The sequence below is a fragment of the Pseudoduganella sp. S-14 genome (genome assembly GCF_049913285.1).
In the GTDB taxonomy this organism is placed as follows: Bacteria; Pseudomonadota; Gammaproteobacteria; order Burkholderiales; family Burkholderiaceae_D; genus Rugamonas.
The window spans coordinates 1,849,444-1,873,546 of sequence record NZ_CP183991.1 but is presented as its reverse complement, the minus strand read 5'-3'; the positions used below and the strand labels follow the sequence as shown (position 1 = coordinate 1,873,546).

At 63.4% G+C, this 24,103-nt stretch carries 17 protein-coding genes; 10 read left to right on the top strand and 7 right to left on the bottom strand.

Annotated elements, in window-relative coordinates; all coding sequences use genetic code 11:
• Positions 1-22 precede the first annotated feature (22 nt).
• From ACN9MZ_RS08515 to ACN9MZ_RS08495, 5 genes are all read left to right on the top strand, one after another.
• A complete protein-coding gene (locus tag ACN9MZ_RS08515) occupies positions 23-946 on the top strand; it encodes a protein kinase family protein (protein WP_426341751.1) in 924 nt (307 codons plus the stop codon).
• A 20-nt stretch (positions 947-966) separates the two neighbouring features.
• A complete protein-coding gene (locus tag ACN9MZ_RS08510; RefSeq protein WP_426169922.1) occupies positions 967-1,944 on the top strand; it encodes a VWA domain-containing protein in 978 nt (325 codons plus the stop codon).
• Entirely contained in the window at positions 1,874-3,247 is a 1,374-nt protein-coding gene (locus ACN9MZ_RS08505) for an adenylosuccinate synthetase (RefSeq protein ID WP_426341750.1), read from the top strand. Before ACN9MZ_RS08510 ends, ACN9MZ_RS08505 begins: the two co-directional genes overlap by 71 nt.
• A gap of 37 nt (positions 3,248-3,284) precedes the next feature.
• Positions 3,285-3,989, top strand: coding sequence for an NIPSNAP family protein (locus tag ACN9MZ_RS08500; RefSeq protein WP_426341749.1), 705 nt, complete (start codon positions 3,285-3,287; stop codon positions 3,987-3,989).
• A 78-nt stretch (positions 3,990-4,067) separates the two neighbouring features.
• Positions 4,068-4,508, top strand: a complete 441-nt coding sequence (locus tag ACN9MZ_RS08495) for a hypothetical protein (RefSeq protein WP_426169913.1) — start codon at positions 4,068-4,070, stop codon at positions 4,506-4,508.
• A gap of 214 nt (positions 4,509-4,722) precedes the next feature.
• Here the strand turns inward: ACN9MZ_RS08495 and ACN9MZ_RS08490 are convergent, their stop codons facing one another.
• The 7 genes from ACN9MZ_RS08490 to ACN9MZ_RS08460 form a co-directional block, all read right to left on the bottom strand.
• On the bottom strand, positions 4,723-5,067 hold the full coding sequence (locus ACN9MZ_RS08490) for a hypothetical protein (RefSeq protein WP_426341748.1): 345 nt from the start codon (positions 5,065-5,067) through the stop codon (positions 4,723-4,725).
• Between the two features lie 81 nt (positions 5,068-5,148).
• Complete coding sequence (locus ACN9MZ_RS08485) at positions 5,149-5,712, bottom strand: hypothetical protein (protein ID WP_426341747.1); 564 nt, start codon at positions 5,710-5,712, stop codon at positions 5,149-5,151.
• Positions 5,713-5,791: 79 nt separating this feature from the next.
• Positions 5,792-6,124: an energy transducer TonB gene (locus tag ACN9MZ_RS08480; protein ID WP_426172157.1), complete on the bottom strand. Its 333-nt coding sequence runs from the start codon at positions 6,122-6,124 to the stop codon at positions 5,792-5,794.
• 36 nt (positions 6,125-6,160) lie between these two features.
• A complete protein-coding gene (locus ACN9MZ_RS08475) occupies positions 6,161-6,493 on the bottom strand; it encodes an energy transducer TonB (RefSeq protein ID WP_426341746.1) in 333 nt (110 codons plus the stop codon).
• A 50-nt stretch (positions 6,494-6,543) separates the two neighbouring features.
• Positions 6,544-8,289, bottom strand: coding sequence for a methyl-accepting chemotaxis protein (locus tag ACN9MZ_RS08470; RefSeq protein ID WP_426341745.1), 1,746 nt, complete (start codon positions 8,287-8,289; stop codon positions 6,544-6,546).
• A 335-nt stretch (positions 8,290-8,624) separates the two neighbouring features.
• Entirely contained in the window at positions 8,625-9,620 is a 996-nt protein-coding gene (gene dusA, locus ACN9MZ_RS08465; RefSeq protein WP_426341744.1) for a tRNA dihydrouridine(20/20a) synthase DusA, read from the bottom strand.
• Between the two features lie 100 nt (positions 9,621-9,720).
• On the bottom strand, positions 9,721-11,862 hold the full coding sequence (locus tag ACN9MZ_RS08460; RefSeq protein WP_426169899.1) for a DUF3141 domain-containing protein: 2,142 nt from the start codon (positions 11,860-11,862) through the stop codon (positions 9,721-9,723).
• A 127-nt stretch (positions 11,863-11,989) separates the two neighbouring features.
• On the opposite strand from ACN9MZ_RS08460, the gene ACN9MZ_RS08455 reads away from it, so the two are divergent.
• From ACN9MZ_RS08455 to ACN9MZ_RS08435, 5 genes are read left to right on the top strand one after another with little or no spacing between them, the layout of a single operon-like run.
• Positions 11,990-13,192 (top strand): DUF4861 domain-containing protein, encoded by a 1,203-nt coding sequence (locus ACN9MZ_RS08455; RefSeq protein ID WP_426341743.1) that lies wholly within the window; start codon positions 11,990-11,992, stop codon positions 13,190-13,192.
• Between the two features lies 1 nt (position 13,193).
• Positions 13,194-15,950 carry a Tat pathway signal sequence domain protein gene (locus tag ACN9MZ_RS08450; RefSeq protein ID WP_426341742.1) on the top strand — a complete coding sequence of 919 codons (2,757 nt, stop codon included), beginning with the start codon at positions 13,194-13,196 and terminating at the stop codon, positions 15,948-15,950.
• Between the two features lie 14 nt (positions 15,951-15,964).
• A complete protein-coding gene (locus tag ACN9MZ_RS08445) occupies positions 15,965-18,286 on the top strand; it encodes a glycoside hydrolase family 2 TIM barrel-domain containing protein (protein WP_426341741.1) in 2,322 nt (773 codons plus the stop codon).
• A complete protein-coding gene (locus ACN9MZ_RS08440) occupies positions 18,283-21,111 on the top strand; it encodes a GDSL-type esterase/lipase family protein (RefSeq protein WP_426341740.1) in 2,829 nt (942 codons plus the stop codon). The genes ACN9MZ_RS08445 and ACN9MZ_RS08440 overlap by 4 nt, the downstream gene beginning before the upstream one ends.
• On the top strand, positions 21,108-24,071 hold the full coding sequence (locus ACN9MZ_RS08435) for a DUF4982 domain-containing protein (protein ID WP_426341739.1): 2,964 nt from the start codon (positions 21,108-21,110) through the stop codon (positions 24,069-24,071). The genes ACN9MZ_RS08440 and ACN9MZ_RS08435 overlap by 4 nt, the downstream gene beginning before the upstream one ends.
• The last annotated feature ends 32 nt before the right edge of the window (positions 24,072-24,103 follow it).

Here is a 24,103-nt window from a genome sequence, read left to right as displayed (position 1 = left end):
CAGACAACTTGCCAGGAATCGCGTGGACTTCCAGTCTTTGAATTGCCCCCAGTGTGGCGGCATACTCCCGCGCCAGGCGATCTGGCGCACCGTCGCCTGCCCGTATTGCGACGCCACCGTCACCCGCTCCGATTCCATCGTCGACGTGGCGCGCTATCACGAAGCGCTCCATCGCTTCCAGAACGACCCGGCCGGCCAGGATGTCCGCTGCGGCGAACGGCGCTACCGCACCATCCGCCACTTATATATAGGCGCCAGCTCGCGCGTCATGCTGGCTCGGCGCTGCGGGCGGCTGGGCGAACACGTGGTGCTGAAATACGCCGACGCGGTCAAGCTGGGGCGCGAGCGCGACATCCTGCGCCAACTGCAGGCGGACACCTCGCCGGGCTCCGCATATTTCTCGCAGCGCCTGCCCGAGTCGGTCGCACTGGGCCCGGACGGCAATGGCGGCACGGTACACGTACTGCGCCATCCACCGGGCTATTGGGGCAGCCTGGCCGAAGTCCACCGGCTTAATGGAACCGGTCTTGATGCGCGCCATGTGGTCTGGATGTGGCGCCGCGTACTTGAAGCGCTGGCGCACGTGCACAGCATCGGCTGGAGCCACGGCGCGGTGAGCCTGGAACATATGCTGGTGCACCCTGCCGACCATGGCGTGTTCATGATCGGCTGGTCAGGCGCGAAGCGGGCTGGCGACCAGTCGCGCGACTTGGTGCAGTCGGCGTGGAGCATGCGCGCCCTTCTCGCCGGCCAGCGTGCTGGAGACGACGCGCCAGCCTTGCCAGCGTCGGTACCGGCGCCATTGGCGCAGCTGCTGCAGCGCGCCTGTTCCGACGCCAGATGGTTGCGGGCGCAAGGCGCAGCAGGCTTGCACTACGAAGTCACCAGCGCAGCGGCAGCCGCTTTCGGCCCGCCGCGCTTCCTGCATTTTCACCCAACACCCTAAACGTATCCAAAGGAGCCAAATTGGGACACGGTAACTACTCCTTCGCAGCCCACGCTGCCCTGGTCGCCGATCGCGCATCCGCGTCGCGCACCGAAGTATTCCAGCAACGGGCCTGCCATCCCCTGATGAACCCCAAGGGCATCAAGATGCGCGAGTCGCGCGATAATCCCGATCATCCGAATTCGCTGGGCATTGTGTTCGCGCTCGACGTCACCGGTTCGATGGGCGACATCCCGCAGCAGCTGGCGACGAAAGAGCTGCCGACCTTCATGCGCTTACTGATGGCTTGCGGCGTCCCGGACCCGCAAATCCAGTTCATGGCAATCGGCGATGCGGTATCCGACCATGCGCCTCTGCAGGTCGGCCAGTTCGAATCGACCGCGGAATTGATGGACCAGTGGCTGACCTGGAGCTATATCGAAGGCGGCGGGGGCGGCTCGGGCGAGGAGAGCTATGAACTGGCCTTCTACATGGCGGCCCAGCACACCGACCTCGATTGCTGGGCCAAGCGCCGCAAGAAAGGCTACTTGTTCCTGACCGGCGATGAACTGCCCTACCCTGCGGTGTCGCGCCACCAGGTCGAAGCACTGGTCGGCGACCGCCTTGACCAGGACTTGCCGATCGAAGAGGTGATCGCAGCCGCTTCCGAGACTTTCCACTTGTTCTTCCTGATTCCCGACCTGCAGCGCCGCCAGCGATGCGAAGCGCGCTGGCGCGAGCTGCTGGGCGACCATGTGATCTGCATGGAAGCGCCGCAAGATGCCTGCGCAGTTGCCGCCTCCATCGTGGCCCTGACCGAAGGCGCGTTGCCGAAGCTGGACTCCTTGCCAGGCGTTCTGTCCGGCGAAGGCATTGACGGCGGCCGCGTGTCCGCTATCGTCCGCGCCTTGCGCCCGTATGCAGCCCTGCTGGATAAGGGCACGGCGCATGACTTTCCGGTGTCGTCGCCGGCCGTGGCGCTTGGCGAACGTCCTTGGTGGAGGCGTCTGTTTGGTTGAGGGCAGGATTGTATCGGTCATCGGACTAGCCTTTGGCGACTGCGGCAAAGGCTTGTTCACGGATTACCTTTGCCGTGCCAGGTCAGCGCACACGGTAGTTCGCTTCAACGGCGGCGCGCAGGCCGGGCATAACGTAGTCTTGCCTGACGGCCGCCATCACACCTTCTCCCAGTTCGGCGCCGGCACGTTCAATCCCGGCGTTGCGACCGTCTTGTCCGCGCCAGTCGTGGTCCATCCGACCGCGTTGCTGGTCGAGGAAAACTACCTGCAGCGCGCGGGCATCGGCGATGCGCTGGACCGCCTGCTCATCGATGCCCGCTGCCTCGTCACCACGCCATACCACGAGGCAGCCGGCCGCCTGCGCGAACGCGCGCGCGGCGCTGCGGCACACGGAAGCTGTGGTGTAGGCTTCGGCGAAACGGTGGGCCATGCACTGGCCCAGCCCGAACAGGCGATTCGCTATGGCGACTTGCTGCATCACTCACGCGTCCGCAACAAGCTGGAAGCCATGCGCCACTACCTGCGCGCTGCGCTGCCCGCCCGCGCGGCGGCGCTGGACCGTCAAGACGCGGCAATCCTGGATGATCCAGGTTTCGGGCTGCTGTGGCTCGAACACGTACAACGCCTTATCGCCAAGGTAGCGCCCTTCGCGCCCGAACAGGTCGCCGCACAACTAGCGCGTCCCGGCTGCATTGTGATGGAAGGCGCCCAGGGAATGCTGCTCGATGAATGGCATGGCTTCCATCCGCATACGACATGGAGCAGCACCGGCCCCGTTGCCGCCGAAGCCGCTCTGGCTGGCTACGGCGTCTCTGAACGCATCAGGCATTTCGGAGCAATGCGCAGCTACCTCACCCGCCACGGCCAAGGTCCCATGCCGACCGAAGACCAGGCGTTGCAAGCCCTGGCAGAACCGCATAACGCCGATAGCGGCTGGCAAGGCAGCTTCCGCCGCGGTCATCCAGACGCCGTCCTGCTGCGCTACGCGCTTGCCGCCGCCGGCCGCATCGAAGGCCTGCTGGTCAGCCACCTCGACGCGTTCCGGGGCGAAGCCGAACTGCGCTGGGCCCACAGCTACCAGCTGCACGGCCGTGAAATCCGCGACCTCCCCCTCTCCGGCCAGCCCGACCTGGCTCACCAGGAAACGCTGTGCGGGCAGCTGCGCGCTGCGAGCCCCAACTACGCCGACACGCCCATCGCCAACGCCGACGCATTCGTCGATGAACTGCAAAGCCTCACAAACCTGCCCGTCGTTATCGGCTCGCACGGCCCGACCTGGCAACACATTCGAACTGGAAAATAGGGCGCATTCCGACCGCATTGCTGCCTAAGCTGGCGGCATGGATACCTACCCCGTCATTGAATTCCGCCGCTACACGACTGTAGAAGGCGGGCAGGCAGCGTTCTCACGCTATTTCGAAACCCTGTTCCCGGAAGCCTTCCAGCAGCTGGGCGCGCTGGCACTTGGCCAGTTCACCGAGCGCGGCAACCCGAACAGCTTCCTCTGGATGCGCGGCTTCACCAGTTGGGAGCAGCGCGCCGCGGTCAACGCCGCGTTTTACTACGGCCCGGTGTGGAAGGAGCACAAAGCCACGCTGAACGGGCTGATGACCGACAGCGACAACGTGCTGCTGCTACGCCCTTTGCGCCCTGGCAGCGGCGTGCCCGTCATGCCCGCCGTCGATCCGGTGCTGGAAACCGAAGGCGCACAGGGCGAAGCGGTGGCGGTCCTCTGTACGGTGAAGCCCGGCCAGCTGGAGCGCTTTGCCGCACTGGCAGCGCCGGCCTTCGCGGCCTGGCGCGATGCCGGCTGGCGCGACGCCGGCACCCTTGTCACGCTCGACATGCCCAACAACTTCCCGCAATTGCCGGTGCGCGGCGATGGGCCGCACCTGGTCTGGCTGGGCAGCGCTGCGGCGGGCTGCCTGCCGCCAGCGCTGGAAGCACTCCCTGACACCGCCCACGACCTGCTGCGCGAAGCGCCCGAACGCATCCTGCTACGGCCGACGCATCGATCGCGCTTGCGTTACCACACAAAAATTTAGGCGGCATCTGTTGTGCTACAGCATTTGTTTTGGGGATAGAATATCGACTCAGAGAACGTTGCGAATATGGAAGAAGTCATGTCTGAGTTGAAAGAACTATCCACTTACAGCAAGGACACCCCGGTTGGCCTGCCTGCCATTGGCGGGCGCGCCGGCGTGTTCGTTCCGACCGACCTGTTCGACCTCGCGAATTCCACCACCATCCGCAAGGGTGCCGGCATTGTCGGCTTCGGCAATCCCGACGGCTCATTGACCATCTACTTCGAAGCCAACCGCTTTGACGAATCCTCCCTGCACAAATGGGAGAACAAGGCGCGCAAGGCGTATGACCGCATGGTCGCCGTGGCGCCGACCGTTTCCAAAGCCAAGATGGATGCCCGATTCCTGGAGCAGGTTGGCTATATCGACGGCGCCGGCATTACGCTGAAGGAGCCGGACCGCCTGAACGACTGGCTGAACCTGTCCAACGCCCTGGATACCGCGCCGGAAGCGCCTGTCGTGTTATGGGGTAAAAAATAGCGGACGAGCAATAGTCCTACAAAGGCATCGGTAGCTCTCCGATGCCTTTTTTGTTTGCACTTGATTAAGATGAGATCATAATCTTAGGCAGGAGCATCCCATGTCCCACCATCCATTTGCCAGCAGCGCTGTGCTGCTTAGCCTGGTGGCCTCTGCAACTTGGCTGCTGTGCTCGGCGGACGTGCTGACGCACATCCCCCTCTTCTTCCACTGATTACCAGCGACGGCCACGATACCCGTGGCGATGGTGGTTGGTGAACAGGAAGTCAAAGCCAATCGTCACTGGCGGATAAGCATACACTGGCGCTGGTGCATAGTAAGGCGCAGGTGCCACATAGACTGGCTGCGGCGCCACATACACAGGCTGCTGTTCAACATACACCGGCTCGCTCGAATAGGTCACTTGCGAACCGGATCGCGCAGCGGTACCGTTCGGCACCGGCGTCACCGACACCGTCCGCCATTCGTATGGATTGCTGGAGGCATAACGCACCGGCTGTTGGGTAGCGCAACCGGCCAGGCCCAGGGCCAGCACCGGCAAGATCATAAAGGTTTTCATGGCATTCTCCTTCCCAGGATTCAACTATAGGGAAAAATCGCGCGCATGTCGCAGCTTTTACAAATGCTTACCGCGGGCAACTCAAATATACGGGATGTCGCAATGGTCGACCGCCTTGCCCGCCGCATCGACGCGCTGGGCGCATAGCCGGTAAGTGATCCCATAATCCATGTCGACCCGGTACACCTTGCCATACGGCAGGGATACAGTCTCCTGCAACACGTGCTGGTAGCTCAGGGCCGGCACGTCGGCCGGCACCGCGATCGAGGTATGGAAGTTGCGACGGCGGTCTTGCTGGCGGCGGTGCACGTCGACGTTCAGCCCCAGGTCGAGCGTAATGCCGCCGCGCTCGAAGGCGTAGCGCGTGACGTTGCGCGAGGCGAGCAGCACACCCCAGGCGCAAGGCAGGGCATCCGGACAATGCTTGAGCTGGGCCAGGGGGAAGATTTCCTCGTTATTACTCAATTCCTGGAGCTGCCAGGCGGTGCGAGTACCGTCCAGCTTGCCGCTCGCCGCATTCGGCCAGGTCATGGCATTAACGACAACAACATACTGCTTGTTGCGCACCGGGTCATTCGGGTCGCGCCACATGGCGCAACCGGATAGCAAAATGCCGGCTAGTGGAACGAGAAACAGAACTTTCATACGGGCTACCCAGACGTAATACCCGCAGATTAACAAAAAACGGCCCGCGAGGGGCCGTTTTCTTGTACAGGAACACCGGTCAGTCGAGCTTCCAGGCGTAGTCCACCTTGGTCCAGGTCTCGGCCGGCGCGCCGTCCTTGGTGCCCGGCTTGAACTTGCAGGCGCTCAGCGCCTTCATTGCAGCCTTGTCCAGGTTCTTGAAGCCGGATGACTTGTCCAGCTTGGAATCCTTGACGTCGCCGTTGGCGGCAACCAAGAAGGACATGCTCACGGTGCCCTGCTCTTCATTCATCAGGGACGCTTTTGGATACTCAGCCTTGCAATTCTTGGCATCGAACGATGCTGGCACTTCAGCCGCGAAGGCCGATGCGCCCATTGCGAGCGCTGCAGTGATAACACTCAACTTGGTCATCATGATGTTCCCCTACCGAATGAGAAAAGAAATGAATTACAGGGACCAGACGTAGTCGACCTTGGTCCAGGTCTGGGCTACGGCGCCGTCCTTGGTGCCTGGCTTGAATTTGCAAGCGGCGATGGCCTTGACTGCAGCCTTGTCCAGGTTCTTGAAGCCGCTGGACTTATCGATCTTGGAATCCATCACTTCACCGGAAGCCGAAATCAGGAAGGACATGGTGACCTGGCCTTGTTCCTCGTTCATCAGGGAAGCCTTCGGGTATTCAGCCTTGCAGTTCTTGGCATCGAATACTGCTGGGGTTTCGCCCGCGAATGCGGAAACGGAAACGATGGATGCTGCGATAAAGCCAATCAGACGCTTGTTCATTTCAAATCCCAATCAAAATTTATAAAAGACTGCGGGTGTGTCCCCGATTATTAGAATTCTTCCCATTCATCGCTGCCAGCGGTGGCGGCCACCACCTTCTTCGGTGCTGGCGCGCTCGCGGCATGCCGCTCGCCCGGCTTGGCGGGAGCCGCGCGTTTCGCCGGAGCCTTCGGCACCACGGCAACAGCGGTCTGGGTGACGGCCGGCTTGGCCGAAGTCAGCGCAAATTCGGTTTCAGCGTCCAGCTTGAAGATCGACACCACGCGCGACAGCTCGCCGGCCTGGTCTTGCAGCGACTGCGCAGCGGCAGCAGCTTCTTCCACCAGCGCAGCGTTCTGCTGGGTCATGGCATCCATCTCGATGATGGACTGGTTCACCTGCTCGATGCCGGCGCTCTGCTCCTGCGAGGCGCTGGCGATTTCGCTCATGATGTCGGTGACGCGGCGCACGGAAGCAACCACTTCATCCATGGTCACGCCAGCCTGGCCGACCAGTTTCGAACCACGTTCCACTTTCTCGACGGAGTCGCCGATCAGGGACTTGATTTCTTTCGCGGCGCCAGCGGAACGCTGGGCCAGGTTGCGCACTTCCGATGCCACGACGGCAAAGCCGCGGCCCTGTTCACCGGCACGCGCTGCTTCAACAGCGGCGTTCAGCGCCAGGATATTGGTCTGGAAGGCGATACCGTCGATCACGCCGATGATGTCGACGATCTTGTTGGCGGAAGCATTGATCGAGCTCATGGTCTCGACCACTTGCGATACCACCTGGCCGCCTTTCAGCGCCACGTCGGAAGCCGATGCTGCCAGCTGGTTGGCTTCGCGGGCGTTGTCGGCATTCTGCTTCACGGTGGAGGTCAGTTCTTCCATCGCGGAAGCAGTCTTCTCCAGCGACGAAGCCTGCATTTCGGTACGCGACGACAGGTCGATATTGCCGGCAGCGATTTCGCGCGAAGCGGTGCCGATGGTTTCGGTACCCTGGCGCACCTGGCCAACGATATCCACCAGGCTGTCGCGCATTTCCTTGATTTCGACCAGCAGCGAATCCTTGTCGGTGGACGAGGTGTCGATCTGCACCGACAGGTCGCCATTGGCGATGGCGCCAGCGATCGACGCCGTGTAGTCAGGCTCGCCGCCCAGTTGCTTCAGCAGGCCGCGGGTGATGACCCAGGCTGCGAAGATCGACACTACCGTGGCGGCCAGGCCTGCCACGATCATGAACAGGCGTGCCGACGAGAAGCCTTCAGCGGCTTCCACTTTCATTTCTTCGTTGATCTTGTCTTCCAGCGAAGCCAGTTGGACCAGTGCTTCGGTCCACTTCTTCTGCGCCGGCTTGATTTCCTTCAGGTAGATCTTGGTTGCGGCCAGGGCATCGTTGGCCAGCCACAGTTCGGAAGCCTTCTTCACGGCCGGCAACACCAGCGCTTCCTGCGCCTTCACTTGCGTCAGCAGTGCTTTTTCTTCTGGCGTGGCATCCTTGGCGTACAGGGCGCTCAGCTTGGCATCGGCGTCCTGGTAATCCTTCAGCTCTTTGTTGATGCGGGCCAGTTCCGGCTCCATGTCGGAAGGTTCGGACATCAGCGTCAGGATCTTCAGGTCGCTGACGTTTTCAACGTTGTTACGCATGTCGACCACCAGCCGGGTAGCCACAGCATTCACACTCACCACATGATCCAGGCGGTCCTGAATCTGAGCCATGCGCCAGATGCCGACGATGGTGATAATGACGAGAAACGCCAGTACCAGGAAAAATCCGAGGGCGAGGCGGGCCCCTACTTTCATTTTGCTCAAATTCATTTCGGCTCTTAATTAGAAGATTTTCGATTGCCTGAAGGATGCTTTAGTGAAACATTAACCACATCCACTGACCCTTGCTGCTACGCAAGTATCGACAGTAGCAAACTATGACTGCGAATGCAAAGACCGCTATCGCCGCGGGATGAAACCTGTCGTATTTCATCCCAAAAACGCGGTAGGAACCGCAAATTGCAAGTGTGTATCAAGGAAATTATAGACGTGAGGTTTCCACAGGGCAAGCAAATTTTGCTTACCCTGTTGGCAATTGAACTTCCTTCGGAGAAACAGCTCAGCAGCAGCGCAAATCGGAAGTGAATGCGCAGGACAACTCGCGTTTACTTGGTTCGACTGAAAGCGTCGAGCAGGATTGCCGGATCGCCTGCCGCGAGTTTGCTGGCATCGGACAAGGTCTGGCGATACTGGCGCGCGCCCTGCAAACCCTGGGCCAGGCCCAGCATATGACGGGTGATGGTGTTGATCTTCAAGCCCTTGCCGCCCTCTTTCGCAAGCTGTTCCTCGATATACGGGATCATCGCCTCGAGCACCTGCTGGCGGCTGCGCGGAGGCTCGCTCGCCCCGTAGTAGCGCTGGTCGAAGGCAGCCATCAGATAAGGGTTATGGTAAGCCTCGCGGCCCAGCATCACGCCATCCACGTGCTGCAGGTGGGTATCGATTTCTTCGAGGGTCTTGATGCCGCCGTTGATCAGGATCTCGAACTGGGGGAAGTCTTTTTTGAGCTGGTAAGCGTATTCGTACTTCAGCGGCGGAATCTCGCGGTTTTCCTTGGGCGACAAGCCCTTCAGGATAGCGTTACGCGCATGCACCACGAAGGTCGTGCAGCCGGCTTCCGCCACGGTACCGACGAAATCGCGCACGAAGTCGTAGCTTTCCTCATGGTCGATGCCAATGCGGTGCTTGACGGTGACCTCGATATCGACCGCATCCTTCATCGCCTTGACGCAATCGCGTACCAGCTGCGGCTCGGTCATCAGGCAAGCGCCGAAAGCGCCCTTCTGCACCCGCGGCGACGGGCAGCCGCAATTCAGGTTGATTTCATCGTAACCCCACTTCTCGCCCAGTTTGGCGGAAATGGCAAGATCCTTCGGATCGGAGCCGCCAAGCTGCAGCGCCACCGGATGCTCCTCCTCATTGAAGCGCAGGTGGCGCTCCACATCGCCGTACACCAATGCCCCGGTCGTCACCATCTCCGTGTACAGCCAGGTGTACTGCGAGATCAGGCGATGGAAATGGCGGCAATGGCGGTCGGTCCAATCCATCATCGGCGCCACGGACAGGCGGCGGGAAGGCTTGGGGGCGATCGGGGTGGTCATAATGCAAAGGTCAACAAGAAGGGCCGCATATTATAGCGAAAGTCGGGGTCAGGTCTGGCAATCCGCCATTTTGGCGGATTGCCAGACCTGACCCCGACTTTCAAGCGAAGAGTTCTTCGACGCGGGACATGCGGCGGGCCGCTTCGCCTGACAGGGCGCCGGAGGCGGTCATGATCTGGCGGATGCCTTCCAGCGCGCGCTTGCGGTCGACGTCGGCCAGCAGCTTTGGCACCGCCGACATGGCGCGCTCTTCATCCAGTTGCAGGATCATGTTCTGTTCCTGCACCACTTCCTTGAAGCGGGCCAGCGATACGCGCTCCTTCGCCGGCAGCAGTGTGCGCAGTTCACGCAGCACGCCAAAGGCCCGTTCGTCGGCCACGCGCACTTCGGGACTACGGGCGATATACAGGATCGACCGTACCACCGCCTCCCTTTCGCCGCCACTGGCCAGGCGCTTGGCCGCTTCGGTGCGGCGCGCGGCCACCACCGACTCGCGCGCAATATCGCGCCCGATGCGGCGGCGGATATTGGCCGAATCGGCGCGCAAGCCCAGTAGCGTCTGCAGCAGCGGCTGGCCATACGTGGACAGGAAGAACTGCTCCACCGACTGGTCGCGCATCACCTGGTACTGATCCAACGCCGCCACGATCTGCTCGGAAGCCGCCTCCTGCATCCTCAGGAAGAAGTTATCCTGCGCAACGGGCTTGCGCTGCCCGCGCACTTGCTCGGCCAGGGCGCTGATCCCGCCCAGGAAAGGATTCATGTCTGAGAACAGCTCGTAGCGCATGCGGTAGGGATGCATGCGCCGCATCCACTCTGCCGACTGCTCATTGGTTGCGGCCTGCACGAACGGGCTGACGAAAGTGCGATACAGCCCCTGGTTGATTTCTGACAGCCGCGCCACCGCGGCAAAGCGGCGTTCATCTTCATCGTCGTTGCCGCCCAGCGCGCGCAATTCGTTCAAGTCGCGCCTTTCAAAGCGTACAACGTAATTACCCGCTGCCAGCTCGGGGCTGTGCACGCCGTCACCGGCCTTGTCGATAAAGACCGCTTCGTAAAGCCCCGGCGGCAGCACGTCGATCAAGTCCATCGAGCGCGCGAATTCATCGTGCTCCTTGTTGGCGACGGAAGCCGACACGAAGATGCCAAGGTGCCCGATCGATTCGTGCAATGTGTACACCACGGTCTGCCCGCCAGCCACCAGCGCCGCATCGTCTTCATACAGGTCAAGCAGCCAGCCCAGCGCCTGCTGCGGCGGCGTGATGTCGTCGCCCCAGGAGCAGAACACCACAATCGGCGAACGGATATTGCGCAGGTCGATGCGGCGCCCGGCCGTGTCGTGGATGGTGCCGTTGCTCAGGCGGTTGCCGACGAACAGGTTATCGGTGATGAACTGGATTTCCTCCGCGTTCAGCAGCACCGGATTGCCCCACCAGCGCTCGAACTCGAGGAAGCGCTTCTCCTCGGTGTCCACATTGGCATACACGTGGTAGCCCTTCTTCCAGTAGGTATTGGAAGGGTTCATGTTTTCGAAGTTGCTGACCAGGTGGGCGCCATCGAACTTGCCGTTGCCAAGGTCGCCCGCCAGGGACGTCATCCAGGTGCCGCCGGTCAGGCCGCCCAGGTAGCGCAAGGGATTCTTGCCGCGCACGCCGGCCCAGTAAGACAAGGGCGCGCCAGCCAGCACCAGAGGCCCAGCCAGCTCGGGATGCAACGCCGCAGTCATCATGATCTGCCAGCCGGCCTGGCAGTTGCCGATCAGGGCCGGCTTGCCTTCCGCCTGCGGATGCAGGTAGGCCACCTGCTCGATGAACTGCGCTTCCGCATGGCAGACGTCCTCGATGGTCTGCCCCGGCACGGGCGCCGGCAGGAAGCCGATGAAATAGCAGGGATTGCCCGCCTTCAGGACGACGCCGATTTCGCTGTCCTGCTTCATTCCGCCGATGCCCGGGCCATGCCCTGCGCGCGGATCAACGACGATGAAGGGTCGCTTGCTCTCGTCGATCTCCACGCCCTCAGGCGGGATGATCCGCATCAGCGAATAATTCACCGGCCGCGGAAGCGTACGGCCATCGATAACGGTCTCGAATTCGAAATTGAGCACATGCGGCGCGGTCTCGCGTTCGCGCGCATTGCGCTCGGTCCCGCGGCGATACAGCACGTCCATGAAGAGGATCGAACGCTGCCAGGCGTCGGTCCAGTACTCCACTGCTTGCGCTGCAAGGTTGGTTTGGTCGGCCATGCAATTCTCCCTCAGCGTGTATCTGATCATTTACATGATTACTATGCCCTGCTCCGTTGACACTCCCTGCGCGAAATCCAATACTCGGAACACTATTGTGATCACATCAACCTTAACACAGCCTACCATGCGCGCCAAAGCACTGTTCCTTATTCTCGCCGCTGCCGGCAGCGCGCATGCCGCCGAACGCCTCACCATCACTGCCAGCCATGAACTGGCGCAGGCGCGCCCCTCCGAGACGATCGCTGTGCCATGGGCAGAAGTCAATCGCGCCCTGCCCGGGGCATTGCTGCAGAAGATCACGGTGCGTGATGCGTCGGGCAAGGCCTTGCCCTACCAGGTGACCAACGTTCTGCCGGAAGCGAAAGATCCCGAGGGCAAAGGCATCGCCTACGGTGAGCTGATCTTCCAGCACGACTTCGCGGCTGGTGAGCGTAGCGCTACCTTCACCGTCGAGAAAAGCGGCGCCGTGTCGCCCCCGTTCCCTTCCAAGGTGTTTGCGCGCTACGTGCCGGAACGCCTGGACGACTTCGCGTGGGAGAACGACAAGGTGGCGCACCGCACCTACGGGCCAGCGCTGGGCGCGCCGGCAGAACCGGGCAGCGGCAAGGAAGTGCTGGTCACGAGCGGTCTCGATATCTGGTTCAAACGCGTGGAATACCCGATCGTCGACCGCTGGTACAACAAGGGGCACGACCATTATCACCATGACGAAGGCGAAGGCATGGACATGTACAACGTCGGCCGCTCGCGCGGGGCCGGCGGTACCGGGATCTGGGATGGCAAGACACTGTCCACCGCGCGCAATTATGCGAAATGGAAGGTACTTGCCAATGGGCCGGTACGGGCTGTCTTCGAACTGTCCTACGACAGCTGGGATGCCGCCGGCGTCAAGGTCTCGGAAGTAAAACGCTTCACCGTCGACGCGGGACATTATTTTGACCAGGTTGAAAGCACCTTCACCTTCAACGGTGCTCCTTCGCTGACAGCGGCCCTGGGGCTGAACCGTAATCCAGCCGACAAGGGACAGGAAGCCGTCGTGACGACGGGACGCGCCCCAGGCTCGCTAAGCCAGTGGGTCGAGCAGAAAAGCAATGGTGCGTTTGGCGTGGCCGTCATCCTGCCGTCCGCCGAGGGTTACGCGCAGGACGACCTGAATGAACTGGTCACCGCGCCTGTCGTTTCAGGCAAGCCTTTGCGCTATTACGCCGGCGCGGCATGGTCGCGCGGCAGCCCGTTCGCCAGCAAGGCTGACTGGGATCGCCATATCGCCGCCGAGACCGCGCGCATCAAGTCGCCGTTGAAGGTCTCGTACAAGGGCGGTCAATGACATGGCGCAGCTGACACGACGACAGTTTATCCAGGCCTCCGCGCTCGCTTCGCTGGCCGGCATCGCCGGCCCTGCCGGTGCGGGCGATGCCAGCGGGGCCGGCGGGGCGGCGCACAGTTCCGACACGGCCGCGAATGCCGCGGCACTTGCCGCTGCCTCGGAACCCGACGTCCCCCTGCGCTGGCTCGAAGGCGCCGCTCCAGCGCTGTCGCTTGGCACGACCTTTACCGTTCCGTGGCCGCGCGGCCAACAGAAACAACAGCAGACCTTCGTCCTCGCCAGCGCTGCCGGTGAACACCCCATGCAAAGCTGGCCGCTCGCCTATTGGCCCGACGGCTCGCTGAAGTGGACCGCCCATGCGATGCCGGCCGAGCCCTCCCTCCTCGTCGGCGGCTCCCTGAGCGTCCGGCCCGGCAAGCCCGCTTCCCGTCCTGCCGCCGCCATCGTGGTGCAGGAAGCGCAGGACGCGTTCACGATCGACACCGGCATCATCCGCTGCGTGCTGCCGCGCAGGGGCGAGCAACTGATCCGCAGCATCACGCGCGACGGCAGGTCCATCGCGCAGGCGTGCCGCCTGGTGGCGCTCTGCGACGACCAGCCCGACGCCGGCAACGGCTCCACCCGGCAGCAGCAGTTCTCCAGCGCCATCGAACGCACCACCATCGAACAGCGCGGCCCCCTGCGCACGGTCGCGAAGATCGAAGGCCGCCACCGCAGCGCCAACCGCGCCTGGCTGCCCTTCACCGTGCGCCTGTACTTCTACGCTGGCGCCGAATCCATCCGCATCATGCACACCTTCGTGTTCGACGGCGACGAAAACAAGGACTTCCTGCGCGGCATTGGACTTCGTTTCGAGGTACCCATGCGGGACGCCCTGCACGACCGGCACGTGCGCTTCAGCGGCGAGGACGGCGGCCTGTGGGGCGAAGGCGTGCGCGGCCTGACCGGCTTGCGCCGCGATCCCGGCGCCGCGTTCCGCCAGGCCCAGGTAGCCGGCCTGCCCGTGCCGCCGCTCGGGCAAATGAACAAGCAGGTCAGCGAACGCATGCAACTGATCCCTGCCTGGGGTGACTACACGCTGTCGCAACTGTCGGCAGACGGTTTCCAGATCCGCAAGCGCACCAAGCCTGGCCACGGCTGGATCAACGCCGCGTGGGGCCGTCGCGCCGCCGGTTGCGGCTACGTCGGCGGCGCCAGCGGCGGCGTCGTATTCGGCCTGCGCGACTTCTGGCAGCGTCACCCCACCCAGCTCGACATCCGCAGCGCCCACACGGAAAAAGTCGAAGTGACGATGTGGATGTGGTCTCCCGACGCCCCGGCCATGGACCTGCGCTTCTATCACGACGGCATGGGCATGGAAACCCACGAGCAGGAACTGGAAGGCCTGGAGATCACTTACGAGGATTACGAAAAAGGCTTCGGCACTCCGGTCGGCGTGGCACGCAGCAGCGAGATCACGCTGTGGGCGCTGGCCGCGACGCCGCAGCGCGAGCAGATGGTGCGCATGGCCGCCGCCGCGCAAACGCCTCCGCAACTGGTGGTCTCGCCCGCCCGCTACCTGGCGACCGGCGTGTTTGGCCCGATGTGGGACCTGCCCGACCGCTCCTCCCCCGCCCGCGCGGAGCTCGAAAATGAGCTGGACAAGCGCTTCGACTTCTACCGCAACGAGGTCGAACAGCGCCACTGGTACGGCTTCTGGGACTACGGCGACGTCATGCACACCTACGACGCCGACCGCCACACCTGGCGCTACGACGTCGGCGGCTACGCCTGGGACAATTCCGAACTGTCGCCCGACCTGTGGCTCTGGTACTCATTCCTTCGCACCGGCCGAGCCGATATCTTCCGCCTGGCCGAAGCCATGGCGCGCCACACCAGCGAAGTGGACACCTACCATCTGGGCCGCTTCGCCGGCCTAGGCTCGCGCCACAACGTGCAGCACTGGGGCTGCAGCGCCAAGCAGCTGCGCATCAGCCAGGCCCTGTACCGCCGCTACTATTACTACCTGACAGCCGACGAACGCATCGGCGACATCATGCGGGAACTGCTGGATGCCGACGCCAGCCTGGCCGCCGTCGACCCGCTGCGCAAACGCGCCGGCGCGCTGCAAGGACCGTACACGGCGCGCGCCAGTTTCGGCACCGACTGGAGCTCGCTGGCCGGCACCTGGCTGGTGGAATGGGAGCGCACCGGCGACAAGCGCTGGCGCGACATGCTGCTGGCCGGGATGCGCGACATCGCCGCCATGCCGCAAGGCTTTTTCAGCGCCAATGCCATGGGCTACGACCGCAGCAGCGGCCATCTGCACAACACCCAGGGCGGCAAAGTCACCGCCAGCCACCTGAACGTCGCCTTCGGCGCGCCGGAAATCTTCGCCGAACTGATTGCAATGCTCGACCAGCCGCGCTTCGAGCAAGCGTGGCTGCGCTACTGCGCCCTCTACAACGCAAATCCTGCGGAGCAGCAACGCGAACTTGGCGGGCCGCATGGCGGCACCAATGCCTTGCGGGTCGGCCATTCGCGCCTGACTGCCTACGCGGCCTGGCGCCGCAACGATGCGGAACTTGCGCGCAGGGCGTGGCAGGAGTTCTTCAGCGGCCGCACGCCAGCGCTGCGCTGCACCACGATCAAGGGTCCCGACGTGCTGGTGCCGGTCAGCGAAGTGCCATGGATGACCACCAACGACACCGCGCAATGGGGCCTCGCGGCTATCCAGAACCTGGCGCTCGCTGGCGCACAGCTTCCAACCAAATCATAACAAGCCAACGAGACATGAAGACCAGATTACTTGCAGCGCTGCTGGCAGCTGCGCTTTCCGGCCACGCCCTGGCCGACGGCCGTTCCACCGTCAACTTCGACGCCGGCTGGCGTTTCCTGAAGGCGGACGCCAAAGGGGCGGAGAAGCAGGCCTTCAACGACGGCAAATGGCGCACCCTGGCTGTGCCGCATGACTGGAGCATCGAAGGTCCGTACGACCAGGCCAATCCCAGCGGCCGTGGCGGCGGCTACCTGCCCGCCGGCGTCGGCTGGTACCGCAAGACATTCACGCTCCCCCAATCGGAAGCTAAGCGCCGCGTGCGCATCGAATTCGATGGCGTCATGTCCAACAGCGAAGTCTGGATCAACGGCAAACTGCTTGGAAAGCGTCCTTACGGCTATAGCAGCTTTAGCTACGACCTGACGCCCCACCTCAGGTTCGGCAAAGGCCAGTCCAACACCATCGCCGTACGTGCCGACAACTCCGCCCAGCCGGCCTCGCGCTACTACATTGGCGCCGGCATATACCGGCACGTACGGCTGGTCAGCACCGAGGCCGTGCAATTCGGCGACGGCGGCGTGTATGTCACCACGCCTGAAATCAGTGCCGCCGGCGCGACGCTCGGTCTGCGTTCCGACGTCCGGAACACCGGCAGCGCCGCCGGCGAATACACGCTGCAGGTAACCATCTACGACCCCGATGGCAAGGCGGTGCAGGACGGCGAGGTGCGCCGGCAAATCGCTGCCGGCGCCTCCGCCGACATCGCACTGGACCTCCCAGTGGCCGCGCCGCAGCGCTGGTCGCTCGAATCGCCAAAGCTGTACCGCGCCGTGGCCACGCTGCGCAATGGCGGCACGGTGCTGGACCAGCACACCAGCACCTTTGGCATCCGCGATTTCAGGTTCGATGCCGATACCGGATTCTGGCTGAACGGCGTCAACCTCAAAATCAAAGGCGTTTGCCTGCACCATGATGCCGGCGCTCTGGGCGCTGCCGTGCCGCTGGATGCGTGGCGGCGCCGTTTCGAGCTGCTGCGCGAGGCGGGCGTCAACGCCATCCGCACTTCGCACAATCCCGTGGCGCCGGAATTCCTGGACCTGGCCGACCAGATGGGCTTCCTGGTCATGGACGAGACCTTCGACACCTGGAACGAGGCAAAGCACAACGGCGAGCAAGGCTACAACCGCTTCTTCACCGACTGGTGGGAAGCCGATACGCGCGCCATGGTCCTGCGCGACCGCAACCACCCGAGCATCATCCTGTACAGCGTGGGCAACGAGATCCACGACAACCTGGACAATCCGGAAGGCTTCCGCAAATACAAGCAACAGCAGGACCTGGTGCACCAGCTGGACCCGACCCGCCCCGTCACCATAGCGTTGTTCCGCCCCGGCCTCTCCAAGGTGTATGAGAACGGCTTTGCCGACATGATGGATATCGTCGGTCAGAACTATCGCGAGAACGAACTGGTGGCGGCGCACAAGGCCAAGCCGGCGCGCAAGGTGATCGGCACCGAAAACAACCATGCGCTTTCGGCCTGGCTGGCGTTGCGCGACAATCCTTTCATGGCAGGCCAGTTCCTGTGGGTCGGCTTCGACTACCTGGGCGAAGCCGATTGGCCGATGACGACCTACGACCAGGGCCTGTTCGACCGCGCAGGCAACTGGAAGCCGCGCGGCCTGCAGCGCCGCAGCTGGTGGTCCGGCAAGCCGGTGGTGCATATTGTGCGCAGCCAGGATAACAGCGGCGTCGGGCCGCTGCGCGCTGACTGGACCCCGACCGACATCCATACCTACGACGATGCCAAGGTCCAGGTCTACAGCAATGCCGAGGAGGTCGAACTGTTCCTCAACGACGCTTCGCTGGGCGTGAAAGCCAAACCGAAGAACGATTCCCCGCGCCAGTGGGACGTCACCTTCGCCCCCGGCAAACTGCGCGCCGTGGCGCGGAACGGCGGCAAGGAAGTTGCCTCGGACGAGCTGCAGACCGCCGGCGCGCCTACGCGCATCGAGCTCACCACCAGCCGCAGCGCGTTGGGCGACGGTTTCGACGACGCGGCCTTCGTCTGGGCGCAGGTTGTCGATGCCAAAGGCGTCCCCCATCCGAATGCCACGGCCGCCATCACCTTCAGCATTGACGGTCCCGGCATGTTGGCTGCCGTCGATAATGGCGATAACACGAGCCACGATTCCTACCAGTCCAACCAGTGCAAACCGCAGTTTGGCCGCTGCCTGGCGGTAGTGAAAGCCAGCGCCGCCAACGGTGCCATCACGCTGCGGGCTTCCGCTCCGGGCATCGCAGCGGGGTCCGTCAGCATCGCGGCGGGGAGGAAATGATGCCCGCGCCACGCCTTGCTGCCACCATCCTGCTTGCCGCCGGCACGTTCGCACAGGCTGCAAGCGCCGCTGCGCCGCAGCCCCGGCACTTCGCTTTCGGCGACGCCCCCGTTGCCGCCAGGAGCGCCGCTGTCATTGCCGTTACTCCCGATATGGCCTACACCGCTGCGCGCGGCTACGGCTTCGAACCCGGTGCGGCGCCCGGCGGCGGCAAGCCGTTCTACTTTTCGGTCGACCTGCCCGAAGGCAGCTACAAGGTCACCGTCAGGCTTGGCGGCGCCGCTGCCGCCAGCACCACGGTCAAGGCCGAGCTGCGCCGCCTGATGCTGGAGAACGTGCAGACGGCCCCCGGCCAGTCTCAGGTCAAGACTTTCGCCGTCAATATCCGCACTCCCCCCATCGCCGCAGCAAACGATGTCGCCGCCGGCGAAGTCCAGTTGAAAGTCCCGCGCGAGACCGTGCAGGAGGCCTGGGCCTGGGATAACCGCCTGACGCTTGAATTCAATGGCAACAACCCATCGCTGCAATCGCTGGATATCGAGCCGGCAAACGGCCGCACGGTTTTCCTGCTTGGAGATTCGACGGTCAGCGACCAGCCGCAGGAGCCGTATAGCAGCTGGGGCCAGATGTTGCCCCGCTTCTTCAAGCCGGGCAGCGTCGCAGTCGCCAACTATGCCGAGTCGGGCGAAACCTACCGCGATTCGCTGGCGCGGCGCCGGCTCGACAAGGTCCTGAGCCAGCTCCATCCGGGCGACGTGGTGCTGATGCAGTTCGGGCACAACGACCAGAAGCAGATCAAGGATGGCAAGGGCGCTCCTTTCACTACCTACAAGGAAGAGATCCGCGAGTACGTGCAAGCCATCCGTAAGCGTGGCGGCCTGCCCGTCATCATTTCGCCGATGGAACGCCGCAACTTCGACGCCAGCGGCAAGATCGTCCCTTCCCTCGCCGACTATGCCGAGGCGGCGCGCCAGTCCGCGACGGAACTGAAGACGCCCTTCATCGACCTGAACGCGATGAGCAAGGTGTTTTACGAAGCGCTCGGCCCTGAAGGTTCGAAGGCGGCCTTTGCTTCCCCTGCTCCCGGCAAGATCGACAACACCCACCACAATAACTACGGCAGTTACGAGCTGGCCAGGCTGGTGATCAAGGGCATTCGCGACAACCGGCTTCCTCTGCAAACCGATATCGCTTCCGATGTCGCGGTCATCGACCCAGCCCATCCTGCGCCGCCCGAACGCTTTGCCGTCCCGGCCAGCCCGAACCGGGCCACAGAACGGCCACCTGGCGACGATGCCAATGCCGGCGACGCCTGGCTGTTCGCCTATTTCACCGGCAATGGAGAAGACGGCCTGCACTTCGCCAGCAGTACTGACGGCTACCGTTGGGAGAAAGTCGGCTTCGGGCGCAGCTACCTGGCACCGAAGGTGGGCAAGGCAAAACTGATGCGCGACCCGTGCATCGTGCGCGGTCCGGACGGCACTTACCACATGGTCTGGACCAGCGGCTGGAACGAAAACAATATCGGCTACGCCTCTTCGAAAGACCTGGTCAACTGGTCGGCGCAGAAGGAGCTGCCGGTGATGGCTCACGAACCCGGCGTTCTGAATACCTGGGCGCCGGAAATCGTGTGGGACGCAAAGCGCAGCGAGTTCCTGCTGTTCTGGGCTTCCACCGTGCCGGGCAAGTTCCCTGCGCCGGCAGCCTCGCCGGAAGGCAAGTACAACCACCGCATGTACGCCACCACTACGAAGGACTTCGTCACCTTTACGCCCACCCGGTTGTTCTACGATCCCGGTTTCAGCGTGATCGACGCGACCTTCCTGCGTGCGGACGGCCGCAACCTGCTGCTGGTGAAGGATGAAACCAGTGTCCCGGCCCACAAATACCTTCAACTGGCCGATGCGCCCGACCTGCAAGGCCCCTTCGGCACGCTCGGCAAGCCCTTCACCCCGCCCGGCCTCTGGGTCGAAGGGCCAACCGCCATCAAGGCCAACGGCGAATACCTGGTCTACTACGACGCCTACCAGGCCAAACGCTATGGCGGCATGCGCTCGCGCGACCTGGTCAACTGGGAGGACGTCAGCGATCGCATGCATTTCCCGGACGAGGGCACGCTGCAGCGCATGCGCCACGGTACCGTCTTCGCCGCACCGGCCAGCGCCATCGCGGCGCTCAACGCGGCAGCCGGACCGGCTACCACGGTCGCGAGCTCCCAGAATTACGAAGCGCGGGTGCCTTACCAGAGCTATTTCGCCGACTACCTGGCGCTGCGCAAGGGCCGGCCGGCGGAGCTGCTCTTCATCGGCGATTCGATCACCGAGCAATGGCGCTGGGGCGCAGGTGCACCAGTCTGGAAGCAGCGCTTCGAGGACCGCGCCTTCGACTTCGGCCTTGGCGCCGACAAAACCCAGCACGTGCTGTGGCGCCTGCAGAACTTCGACCTGTCCTTCCTGAAGCCGAAAATTGCCGTGCTCATGATCGGCACCAATAATGTTGGCGATTCGCCGGAAGACATTGCCGCCGGTGTGCGCGCCGTGATTGCAGCGATCCAGGACAAATTCCCCGGCGTGAAAGTAGTCCTGTGCAGCATCCTGCCCAATGCGCGCGCCAACGACAAGATGGCCGCCGCCAACAAGCTTCTGGTGCCAATGGCCGACGGGCGCAATGTGCTCTACCTCGACCTCGCATCGAAATTCACGCCCGAAGGCGACAACTGGAAAGGCCTGAGCCGCGACAAGCTGCACCTGACCACCGAAGGCTACGCCACGTGGGCGGCCGAATTGGAATCCCTGCTCTCCACCATTGCCGCCGCCAAGCCATGACATTCCGCACACTCCCCTACCTTACCCTGATGGCCGCCTGCGTGGCGGCAGCTGTCGCGCAGGCGGCGCCGTCACAGCGCAGCGTCTACGACTTCAATCCCGGATGGCGCCTGCTGGTGGGCGACCCTGCCGGCGCCAGCCAGCCCGGCTTCGACGACCAGGCATGGAAGCCGGTTACGCTGCCGCGCGCCTGGAATGAGGATGACGCCTTCAAGAAGGACATCGCCGACCTTTCCACCGGCATCGCCTGGTACCGCAAGTCTTTCCGCCTTCCGCCCGGATCTGCCGGCGGCAAGATCTTCCTCGAGTTCGAAGGCGTGCGGCAGGCGGCGGAGGTGTATGTCAATGGCAAGCAGTTGATCCTGCATGAAAATGGCGTGATGGCGTTTGGCGTCGACATCAGCGATGCCATCCGGCCTGGCGACAATGTGATCGCCGTCCGCACGGACAACGCCTGGGATTACCGGGAGAAGGCCGGCAACCAGCGCTTCCAGTGGTCGGACAAGAACTTCAACGCCAACTACGGCGGCATCCCGAAGAACGTCCGCCTGCACGTGGCGGGCAAGCTTTACCAGACCTTGCCCCTCTACTCGTCGCTCGGCACCACTGGCGTGTATGTCTATGCCAAGGGCATCAACGTCGCGGCGCGCACGGCCAATATCCACGCCGAATCACAGGTCCGCAATGAAACGGGACGGCCGCGCACTTTCGCCTATGAGGTGAAAGTGCGCGACCGTGACGGCAGGCAGGTAGCCAGCTTCAACGGCCCGGTGCAGACGCTTGCCGCCGGCGCTACCGGCACCGTCAGCGCCGGAGGTCGTGTCGAACAACTGAACCTGTGGAGCTGGGGCTACGGCTACCTGTACGACGTCGATACGACGCTCAAGGTCAACGGCAAGGCGGTCGACACGGTGCGCACCCGCACCGGCTTTCGCAAGACCGAATTCGACTTCGGTGTAGTCAAGCTGAACGACCGCGTAATCCAGCTCAAGGGATACGCCCAGCGCACCTCCAATGAATGGCCGGCGGTGGGCATGTCCGTGCCGCCCTGGCTGAGCGACTACAGCAACCGCCTGATCGTCGAAGGCAACGGCAACCTGGTGCGCTGGATGCACACCACGCCGTGGAAGCAGGACGTTGAATCGCTCGACCGCCTCGGCATCATGCAGGCCATGCCGGCTGGCGATTCCGAAGCCGACGTGACGGGGCGCCGCTGGGAACAGCGCATCGCTCTCATGCGCGACGCCATCATCTACAACCGCAACAATCCCAGCATCGTCTTCTATGAATCCGGTAACCGCGGTGTTTCGGACGAGCATATGCAGGAGATGAAGGCGCTGCGCAACCAGTTCGATCCGCACGGCGGCCGCGCTTCCGGTAGCCGCGACATGCTGGGCAGCCGCTTCAACGAATACGGCGGCGAAATGCTCTACGTGAACAAGAGCGCGCGCCAGCCTTTCTGGTCGATGGAGTATTCGCGCGACGAAGCGCTGCGCAAGTACTGGGACGATTTTTCTCCGCCTTTCCACAAGAATGGCGACGGTCCCCTGCACAAAGGGAAAGACGCCAGCGCCTACAACCGAAACCAGGACACGCACGCCATCGAGGACGTACTGCGCTGGTACGACTATTACGCCGAACGTCCTGGCACCGGGCGCCGCGTCAACAGCGGCGGCGTGAATATCGTGTTCTCGGACACCAATACCCATCATCGGGGCGCGGAGAACTACCGCCGCAGCGGCGAGGTCGACGCCATGCGCATTCCGAAGGACGGCTACTTTGCCCACCAGGTCATGTGGGATGGCTGGGTCGATGTCGAGAAGCCGCGGCTCCATATCATCGGTCACTGGAACTACGCCCCTGCGACAAAGAAGGACGTCACGGTCGTCTCCAGCGCGGCGGAAGTCGAACTGCTGCTGAACGGACGCTCCCTTGGCAGGGGCCAGCGCAGCGCCGGCTTCCTGCATACCTTCCCTTCCGTGGCCTACGAAGCGGGCGAGCTGAAAGCCATCGGTTACTCGACCGACGGCAGGCCGGTCGCCGAGGCGACTTTGCACACAGCCGGAGCGCCGGTCGCGCTGCGCCTGAAGGCCGTCACCGGTCTTGGCGGCATGCGCGCCGACGGGGCAGACATGGCCCTGTTCGAAGTGGAAGCCATCGACGCCGAAGGCCGCCGCAACCCGGTCGCGCTGGACATGGTCGACTTCAGGCTGGAAGGGCCGGCCGAATGGCGCGGCGGCATCGCGCAAGGTCCGGACAATTACATCCTCAAGACCAGCCTCCCCGTCGAGGGCGGCGTCAACCGAGTCCTGGTGCGCAGCACGACCCGGCCCGGCGCCATCACCCTGCGCGCCAGCGCCCAGGGAATGCAGCCAGCAGCCGTCACACTGCAATCGCATGCGGTTCCACAGCAAGGCGGGCTGGTTGTCGGCAGCGCCGCTGACGGCCTGCCCTCCTACCTGGAACGCGGCCCGACGCCGGCCGGTCCATCGTTCAAGGTGTCGCGCGTATCGGTCCGCGTGGCCAGCACCACGGCAGGCAGCAACGACGCGGCCGCCGCCAGGACCATCGACGACGACGAGACCACCGGCTGGACCAGCAGCCAGGAAGCCGGCAAGCGCTGGATCGCTTATGAGCTGGAAAATCCTGCAACGCTGACCGCCGCCAGCCTGCGCCTTTCCGGCTGGCGCGAGCGCAGCTACCCGATCCGCATCACGGTCGATGGTCAAGAAGTGTTTGCCGGCGACACACCGAAAAGCCTGGGCTACGTCACCTTGCCATTGCGGCCGGTCCACGGCTCCAGCGTAAAAATCGAACTGACCGGGCCCACGGTGGACAGCGACGCCCTGAAATTGATCGAAGTCGACGCGAACGCCGTGCCGGATACCGGCGCCAATCGCGCGCCACGCGGCGTGCTGTCGATTATCGAGGCAGAGTTCTACGAAAAATCGAGGAAATAAGCACTGCGGCTCGCGGCCGCAGTGCTTTCCCC

Excerpts from the sequence above, each read along its gene's own strand:
- ACN9MZ_RS08505 (WP_426341750.1), top strand. The coding sequence starts at position 1,874 with ATGACTTTCCGGTGTCGTCGCCGGCCGTGGCGCTTGGCGAACGTCCTT.
- ACN9MZ_RS08500 (WP_426341749.1), top strand. The coding sequence starts at position 3,285 with ATGGATACCTACCCCGTCATTGAATTCCGCCGCTACACGACTGTAGAA.
- ACN9MZ_RS08495 (WP_426169913.1), top strand. The coding sequence starts at position 4,068 with ATGTCTGAGTTGAAAGAACTATCCACTTACAGCAAGGACACCCCGGTT.
- ACN9MZ_RS08490 (WP_426341748.1), bottom strand. The coding sequence starts at position 5,067 with ATGAAAACCTTTATGATCTTGCCGGTGCTGGCCCTGGGCCTGGCCGGT.
- ACN9MZ_RS08485 (WP_426341747.1), bottom strand. The coding sequence starts at position 5,712 with ATGAAAGTTCTGTTTCTCGTTCCACTAGCCGGCATTTTGCTATCCGGT.
- ACN9MZ_RS08480 (WP_426172157.1), bottom strand. The coding sequence starts at position 6,124 with ATGACCAAGTTGAGTGTTATCACTGCAGCGCTCGCAATGGGCGCATCG.
- ACN9MZ_RS08475 (WP_426341746.1), bottom strand. The coding sequence starts at position 6,493 with ATGAACAAGCGTCTGATTGGCTTTATCGCAGCATCCATCGTTTCCGTT.
- ACN9MZ_RS08470 (WP_426341745.1), bottom strand. The coding sequence starts at position 8,289 with ATGAATTTGAGCAAAATGAAAGTAGGGGCCCGCCTCGCCCTCGGATTT.
- dusA (WP_426341744.1), bottom strand. The coding sequence starts at position 9,620 with ATGACCACCCCGATCGCCCCCAAGCCTTCCCGCCGCCTGTCCGTGGCG.
- ACN9MZ_RS08460 (WP_426169899.1), bottom strand. The coding sequence starts at position 11,862 with ATGGCCGACCAAACCAACCTTGCAGCGCAAGCAGTGGAGTACTGGACC.
- ACN9MZ_RS08455 (WP_426341743.1), top strand. The coding sequence starts at position 11,990 with ATGCGCGCCAAAGCACTGTTCCTTATTCTCGCCGCTGCCGGCAGCGCG.
- ACN9MZ_RS08450 (WP_426341742.1), top strand. The coding sequence starts at position 13,194 with ATGGCGCAGCTGACACGACGACAGTTTATCCAGGCCTCCGCGCTCGCT.
- ACN9MZ_RS08445 (WP_426341741.1), top strand. The coding sequence starts at position 15,965 with ATGAAGACCAGATTACTTGCAGCGCTGCTGGCAGCTGCGCTTTCCGGC.
- ACN9MZ_RS08440 (WP_426341740.1), top strand. The coding sequence starts at position 18,283 with ATGATGCCCGCGCCACGCCTTGCTGCCACCATCCTGCTTGCCGCCGGC.
- ACN9MZ_RS08435 (WP_426341739.1), top strand. The coding sequence starts at position 21,108 with ATGACATTCCGCACACTCCCCTACCTTACCCTGATGGCCGCCTGCGTG.